Annotated in this window: 9 protein-coding genes and 1 pseudogene; 9 read left to right on the plus strand and 1 reads right to left on the minus strand. The window is 52.3% G+C overall.

The annotated features are described in order from the left end of the window. From ACOSYY_RS02495 to ACOSYY_RS02535, 9 genes and pseudogenes are all read left to right on the plus strand, one after another. Positions 1-311 (plus strand): annotated as a pseudogene (locus ACOSYY_RS02495) (type VI secretion system tip protein VgrG); the annotation flags it as partial. A gap of 13 nt (positions 312-324) precedes the next feature. Further along, complete coding sequence (locus ACOSYY_RS02500) at positions 325-837, plus strand: DUF6484 domain-containing protein (RefSeq protein ID WP_421660694.1); 513 nt, start codon at positions 325-327, stop codon at positions 835-837. A gap of 55 nt (positions 838-892) precedes the next feature. Next, a complete protein-coding gene (locus ACOSYY_RS02505; protein WP_421660695.1) occupies positions 893-1,144 on the plus strand; it encodes a hypothetical protein in 252 nt (83 codons plus the stop codon). Further along, positions 1,111-1,446, plus strand: a complete 336-nt coding sequence (locus ACOSYY_RS02510) for a hypothetical protein (protein WP_421660696.1) — start codon at positions 1,111-1,113, stop codon at positions 1,444-1,446. The genes ACOSYY_RS02505 and ACOSYY_RS02510 overlap by 34 nt, the downstream gene beginning before the upstream one ends. After that, entirely contained in the window at positions 1,443-1,730 is a 288-nt protein-coding gene (locus ACOSYY_RS02515) for a DUF6036 family nucleotidyltransferase (protein ID WP_421660697.1), read from the plus strand. Before ACOSYY_RS02510 ends, ACOSYY_RS02515 begins: the two co-directional genes overlap by 4 nt. Before the next feature lie 259 nt (positions 1,731-1,989). After that, entirely contained in the window at positions 1,990-3,108 is a 1,119-nt protein-coding gene (locus tag ACOSYY_RS02520; protein WP_421660698.1) for a DUF2169 family type VI secretion system accessory protein, read from the plus strand. Further along, entirely contained in the window at positions 3,105-4,133 is a 1,029-nt protein-coding gene (locus ACOSYY_RS02525; protein ID WP_421660699.1) for a hypothetical protein, read from the plus strand. Before ACOSYY_RS02520 ends, ACOSYY_RS02525 begins: the two co-directional genes overlap by 4 nt. Next, positions 4,133-5,170 carry a PAAR-like domain-containing protein gene (locus ACOSYY_RS02530; RefSeq protein ID WP_421660700.1) on the plus strand — a complete coding sequence of 346 codons (1,038 nt, stop codon included), beginning with the start codon at positions 4,133-4,135 and terminating at the stop codon, positions 5,168-5,170. The genes ACOSYY_RS02525 and ACOSYY_RS02530 overlap by 1 nt, the downstream gene beginning before the upstream one ends. Before the next feature lie 26 nt (positions 5,171-5,196). After that, the gene (locus ACOSYY_RS02535) at positions 5,197-6,117 is read left to right on the plus strand and encodes a hypothetical protein (RefSeq protein WP_421660701.1); all 921 of its coding nucleotides are present in this window, start codon (positions 5,197-5,199) and stop codon (positions 6,115-6,117) included. Positions 6,118-6,258: 141 nt separating this feature from the next. Here ACOSYY_RS02535 and ACOSYY_RS02540 read toward each other — a convergent pair. Continuing rightward, the coding region (locus tag ACOSYY_RS02540) for a type II toxin-antitoxin system HicA family toxin (protein WP_421660702.1) at positions 6,259-6,474 on the minus strand (216 nt) is incomplete at its 5' end.

A 6,474-nucleotide genomic window follows, 5' to 3' on the forward strand; every position in this document is an offset into this window, starting at 1 on the left:
TCGGCGGCAACAGCAGCGAACAAGTCGGCGCCAACAAGTCCGTGGATGCGTCGAGCAATATTTCTGAGAATGCTGGGAAGAATTTTGCCATGACAGCCGGCGACAACATGACGGGAACAGCCGGCAAAGACGTGACGATCAAAGCCGGCAAAAAAATGCTCCTTGATGCCGGAGAGGAAATCACCATCCAGACGGGAAGTGCGCGTATCCAGATGAAGAAGAACGGCGACATCGTGATTGAAGGGAAGAAGATTTCGGTCAACGCGTCGGGCGATATCGTGATGAAAGGCAAGAAGATCCTGCAGAACTAATGAGGGGACGACTATGGAGCGTCAGCAGTCGGATCAAATCCTAGAACTTCTCGTCGAAACCGAACAACAACAAGATCATCAGGTCTCCACTCCACCAAAATCGATAAACGGTATCCATCGCGGGTTGTTATCGGAGATCGATCCTGCATCAGGGTTGATCCGCATTGTGATTCCGAATCTATTTGGCATGGAAGCGGTGTCCGCACGTTCAATCGTGCCACTCTCCAAGGAAAAGCTAGGAGAAGAAGTCTTGGTTGCGTTCGAAGCAGGCGATCCACGTTCGCCCTATATCATTGGATCATTGTGGCAAGCAGAATGGGCTCCAACGGTATCTCAACCACCGATCGAAGCAAAAGTGGATGGTGAGCAGGTCGTCATCGAGGGGAAAAGGGAGATTGTGCTCAAGTGCGGCAAGGCGAGCATCACCCTCACGCGGGCGGGAAAAGTGTTGATCCGAGGGGCCTATGTGCTCAGCCGCTCGTCAGGGGTGAATCGTCTTAAGGGTGGAAGTGTGCAAATTAATTGAGACAAGACGACCGTCCTCATGACCAGGGAGCCTCTCCTCTCTGTGGGGCATGATCATGGCAACCCAACTCGAAAAGAACCGTGTGCTCGCCTGGCTCTCAGGATTTGAGGCTGCGCGCCAAGCGGATCGTGCACGTCTTCGACAGGAGCCGGTCGACCGGCAGCGCTCAGTTCGCTTGGCCTTAGGACTCATGAAGCTCATTCATGCGCGTGGGGGATATGCAATCGAGGACATCCAAATTCGTGAACAGGCGGTGGAGCAAGTCCGCCAACGGTGGGTGATGTTGAAAAAGGGCGTTCGCTGGTGAGTGAACAGGAACAGGATTTTCCCCTCGTCCTTCGTGAAGTCATGGAGGTGCTTGAGCCTGAGTATGAGGGCATGATCATCGGCGGGGTCGCGGTAATTGCCTGGGGGCATTCTCGGGCCACGACCGATATTGACGCGACGCTGCGAATTTCCGAGCCTGAGTTGGCCGCGCTCATTAAGCGCTTTTCAGAAAAGGGTATTGTGCCGAGAATTCGCAATGCCTTGGAGTTTGCCCGGTCGCGACATGTGTTGCTCCTAAGACATCGTGGCTCTCAGATTGATATCGATTTGATATCGATGTGACAGTGGCCCTCTTGCCGTTTGAAGAGGAGGCCCTCGCCCATCGGCGGTCAGTGGATTTTGCCGGAGTCCGCATTGCGATTCCCAGGCCGGAAGATTTAGTGATCTACAAGATGGTCGCCTTGAGACCGCAAGATGTGCAGGATGCCGAAGAGCTGCTGCTCCGATATCACGCACAGATTGATCTGGCAAGAGTCCGGCGCATTGTGGGCGAGTTTGCGGAAGTCTTAGAAAGGCCGGAGCTGGTGCGCGAATTAGAACGGGTGATTGAAAAGGCCACAACATAACAAAAGACCAATTGGATCTTCGTGAGGAACTCTAGCAGGCTGCGGAAAAACATTTTTGTAGCCTCTACTAAGGGGCAACTTCGGTATCTGGAATGACCTCCGATATGCTCGACAGCCGCATTTGCTTCGACCAGTACAGGCGAACTGCTCACACTGAGGCATTTCAAACTTATCCAGACGGAAAACGTGCTTCCTGCGGGCTTCGCTCAATGAATGAGCGAGTTTTTCCGCAGCCTGCTAGAAACATACATTGATCACCATGGAACTCCTCAACGCCACCAAGATGCAGGCCGGGTATACGATGGGGGTGGCGCCGGACGGACGCGAGTCTCTCGTAGTTGTGGTTAAGGGCACCTTTCATATCCCGGATAAACCAAGCCAAGAAGCTGAACTAGCCGAAGAGCAAATGCCTCTTGTCCTGGCCGATACATTTGAAGGAGAGCCAGGATTCTCCGCGCCGGTGTATGAAAGCGAGTTCCCACCTAAGAAACCCAAATGTGATGTTCTCCTGAACGGGAGTGCTTATGCTCCTGGTGGTCAGCCGACAAAGCGAGTGAACGTTTCTCTTCAAGTAGGGGACTGGCGCAAAACCTTTACCGTGATCGGCAACCGGACCTGGAAGAGGGGCTGGTTCGGCGTCTCAGCAACAAAGCCAGAGTCCTTCACCATCATGCCGATCTCATATGGCAAGGCCTTCGGTGGGACTGATACCACGCATGAAGATCCGAAGAAGCACAGGTTTGTCCTGACCAATCCGGTCGGGCGTGGCTTTCACCATCATATAAGCGGGAAACTCATCAACGGAAAGCCGCTACCGAACACTGAAGAAGAGGGCCGGTCCGTGAAAAACCCCCATGGCGAATATCGACCTATGGCCTTTGGCCCCATAGGGAGGAATTGGGATCCTCGGTACAAATTAGCCGGGACTTACGACCAGAACTGGATCGACAACATCTTTCCCTTTCTACCGCTCGATTTTAATGATGCCTACTACCAAGCCGCTCCTGTTGATCAACAGATTCCCTATCTTCGCGGGGGAGAAACAGTGACATTGACGAATCTCACACCAGAAGGCACGACACGATTTACCATTCCGACAATTGAAATGCCGATCGTTTTCTTTCCGAAGAAGGGGGACAAGCAAGAAGCAAAGGGAGCCATCGATACGATCATCATCGAACCGGATCAGCAGCGGTTCATGCTGTTGTGGAGGCAGTCCTATCGGCTCAAGCGAAACATGTTCGATGTAGTGCAAGTTGTGGCAGGGGTGATGCCGAAGGCCTGGTATCGAGCCCGCGAGCTGGGCAAGACGTACTATCCTTCGCTTGGTGCATTGGTTTCGGCCAAGATGCGCGAACGAGCGGAGACGGAAGCATGAGTAGCCAGCCAGTCGCCATTCTTGCCTCAGGCATGGTCACAGGCGTTGGATTGACGGCGGCGTCCACCTGCGCGGCAATCCGCTGCGCAATTTCGAACTTCACTGAAACGAGATTTATGGATAAGGGCGGGGAGTGGATCATGGGGTGCCAAGTTCCACTTGAGCAGCCATGGCGTGGCCGGACGAAGCTTGTAAAAATGGTGGCTCCAGCAATTAAGGAGTGTTTGGCATCATTGGATGGAACGCCGCCAGTCAAAGTGCCGTTGTTTCTCTGCGTTGCCGAGCCGGATCGCCCAGGACGACTGGAGGGTCTCGATCAGACGCTCCTGATGGAAGTTCAGGTCGAATTGGGCGTGCAGTTCCATCCAGAGTCGAAAGTGATTGCGGAAGGCAAAGTGAGCGGAGCAACGGCATTGGCTCTTGCGAGGCAATGGCTGCAAGGACGGCGAGGTGAGTATTGCTTGATTGCCGGAGTGGACAGCTATCTCGTGGCCGGAACGCTGGCAGCTTACGAAGAACAAACTCGTTTGCTCACGAGTCAGGATCATGATGGGTTTATTCCTGGAGAGGCCGGTGCTGCGATTCTTGTGGGTATGCCTCATAAATCCAGGGGAGGCAGTGTTCAGTGTCTCGGAATAGGGAGCGGTCATGAACAGGCGACGGTGTTGTCAGAAAAACCGCTCAAAGCAGATGGATTAGTGGCGGCGATTAAGGCTGCGCTGGCGGATGCTGGCTGCGGGATGGGAGATCTTGATTTCCGGATCACCGATGTGAGCGGTGAACAGTACGGCTTCAAGGAGGCAACTCTCGCACTTACTCGAATTCGACGCAAGCTTACAGAAAGATTTGAAGTTTGGCATCCTTCTGATGGTGTTGGGGAAGTGGGTGGCGCGATTATCCCTATCATGTTAGGGGTCCTGTTAGCTTCGGCAAAGAAGAACTACTCGCCTGGTTCGAGGGTCCTCTGTCACGGCGGCAGTGATGGTAGAGAGCGAATCGCGCTTGTTGTAAAGCAGGCAGAATAATGGCGAACGAAGTATACGCCAACGGTCGTGAGATATCCTGCAAGGCCGGTTTGGGCAAATCCATTTGTGCATTTCCGGACGTGTGTATGACCCCTCCGCAAACCCCGGCTACCCCACCCGGGGTTCCGATCCCATATCCCAACACTGGGATGGCCTCGGACATGACCGAGGGCAGCAAGAACGTCAAGATTTCCAACAAGGAGGTCATGCTCAAAGATAAATCCTATTTCAAGAGAAGTATGGGTGATGAAGCGGGTTGTGCGCCCCTCAAGGGTGTGGTGACACACAAGAATATGGGTAAGGTGTACTTCAACGCTTGGTCAATGGATGTGAAATTGGAGGGAGAGAATGTTGTACGACATTTTGATTTGACGACACATAATCACGGATCAACTCCGGGCAATTCTCCACCGTGGCCTTTTGCAGACAATATGACCCAAGAAGAGCTGGATGACTGTGCAGGGGACATGAAGAAAGAAAAGGAGACGTGCTCGGATCCTGACACAGGGGCTTACAAGAGTGCAGACGAATGCTGCAAAGATGAGAATTGCCAGAAGGCACGCAACTGCATGCTGGTTCCATACGGCGGCTCAGGCTCGCCCAATTGCTGCCCAAAGAAGACTGGTCACCACCTGCTCCCTAATTCACTGCTCCAAAGTAGCCGTGGCGATAGCAGCACGAATGTGGTGGGCCTTAAGAAGGCAGGGGATGATGCGTATACCTTGAATAAAGGCGCATGTGTTTGTGTTAGCGGAGAAAGCCATAGTTCGGGTGATCATGGAGTTCTTCACGACAAGACCAAAGAGAAACTCAGGGCAATTCTCGAAAAGAGAGAGCTTACGTATGCAGATGCAAAAAACAAGGTCGCGGAAGCACACAATGAGGCCTTCCAACATTGCAGCCAGGCTTGTATAGAAGCACAGATTGAAGCCTCATTGAGAGAGCACAGTACAGGGAGTGACATTAAGGTGCGCCAGAAAGATGGCATGACAAACAAGAATTTTGACAAAGCACGGAATAAGGGGGTTGCTAAGTAATCATGCTGTATAGGCCAGAAGATCTGATGGGATTTGAGTTTAGCAGTTGTTATGTTAGGACAAGAAACATAATTGGGATTGCTGCGCAGAAGTGGCCTCACAGCGATTCTCTTGAGCAGCGTGATACCGCATTGTTCTTCTATTATCCAGATGAACCCGAGGGGAGCGAAAGCTGGGCTGTCCGGTACCTAGGAGAGACCACTGGTGTTCACGGCTGTGCGGCTTTTAAACCTAATGAGAGGTGGGTTTTTGTTACTGAGGATGGTGAGTCATATGTCATTGGGCAAGGAGATGATGATTGGGAAAGTCCAGTGGTTCAAATGCGAAGTCCTATTTTTTCAAATGTCAAAGCAGTGCGTAACGGGCATGCTATTGCTGTTGGGCCCAATCGAAAAGTATTCATGAGAAAGGCTAAGAATAGTTGGGTTCCGATATCGCGAGGGCTCTTTCCGCGTGGAGAAGACACGAATTTAGAACATGCGGGCTTTCGTGACGTCGACGGTTTCAGCGAGAAGGATATGTATGCATGTGGAGGGCTAGGCGACTTGTGGCATTACGATGGAGATATTTGGGGCAATATCGATGTCCCGACGAATTCTTCATTGGAGAATGTCTGTTGCGCTGATGATGGGATCGTCTACATAACCACAAACAGAAGAGAGATTCTGATGGGGCGCGGTGAGACCTGGCAGTTGATTCGACAGGAATTGACTGATCAGGTGTTTGAGTCGATCGTAAATTACCGAGGACAGGTCATTGTGTCAACAATTTCAAAGCTCTTCTTTGCCGATGGAGGTGAATTCAGATTTGCCGACCTCGGTGTGCCCGAAATGAAATCAAGGGCTCATCTTGCTGCCGGCGATGGCATTCTAGTTGTTGCAGGGAACGACGAGGCGGTTATGTACGACGGGCAGGCTTGGTCAGTGATTCTTGAGTCGGCTTCCTAGTGCGCGTCGCTCAAACAGGGTCAAAACAACGGGGTCGTGAAAAAAAAGAGGGTCGGGAGTCATTATCTTATGCCGAGAGTGGGTCAGGTCTCTCTCGTGCCGGCTAACTCATGGAAGACGTGAAGCATTGATGATCACCCCCTAGACATTAAGGAATTCGTCCTGAGAGACCCCGGCTTGCTTGAGAATGGCACGAAGGGTGCCCTCAGGCATGTCACCAGGATGGTTGGGGATGGTTGTATACCGATGTGTGGATGAGTTGAACCAAATCTCGTGGCTACCGGCGGCCTGACGGTCGAACTGAAATCCGAGCGTCTTGAGGCGTTGAACGATTTCTCGATAACGGAATCCGGCTAG

It is taken from the genome of Nitrospira sp. BLG_2, assembly GCF_049222245.1.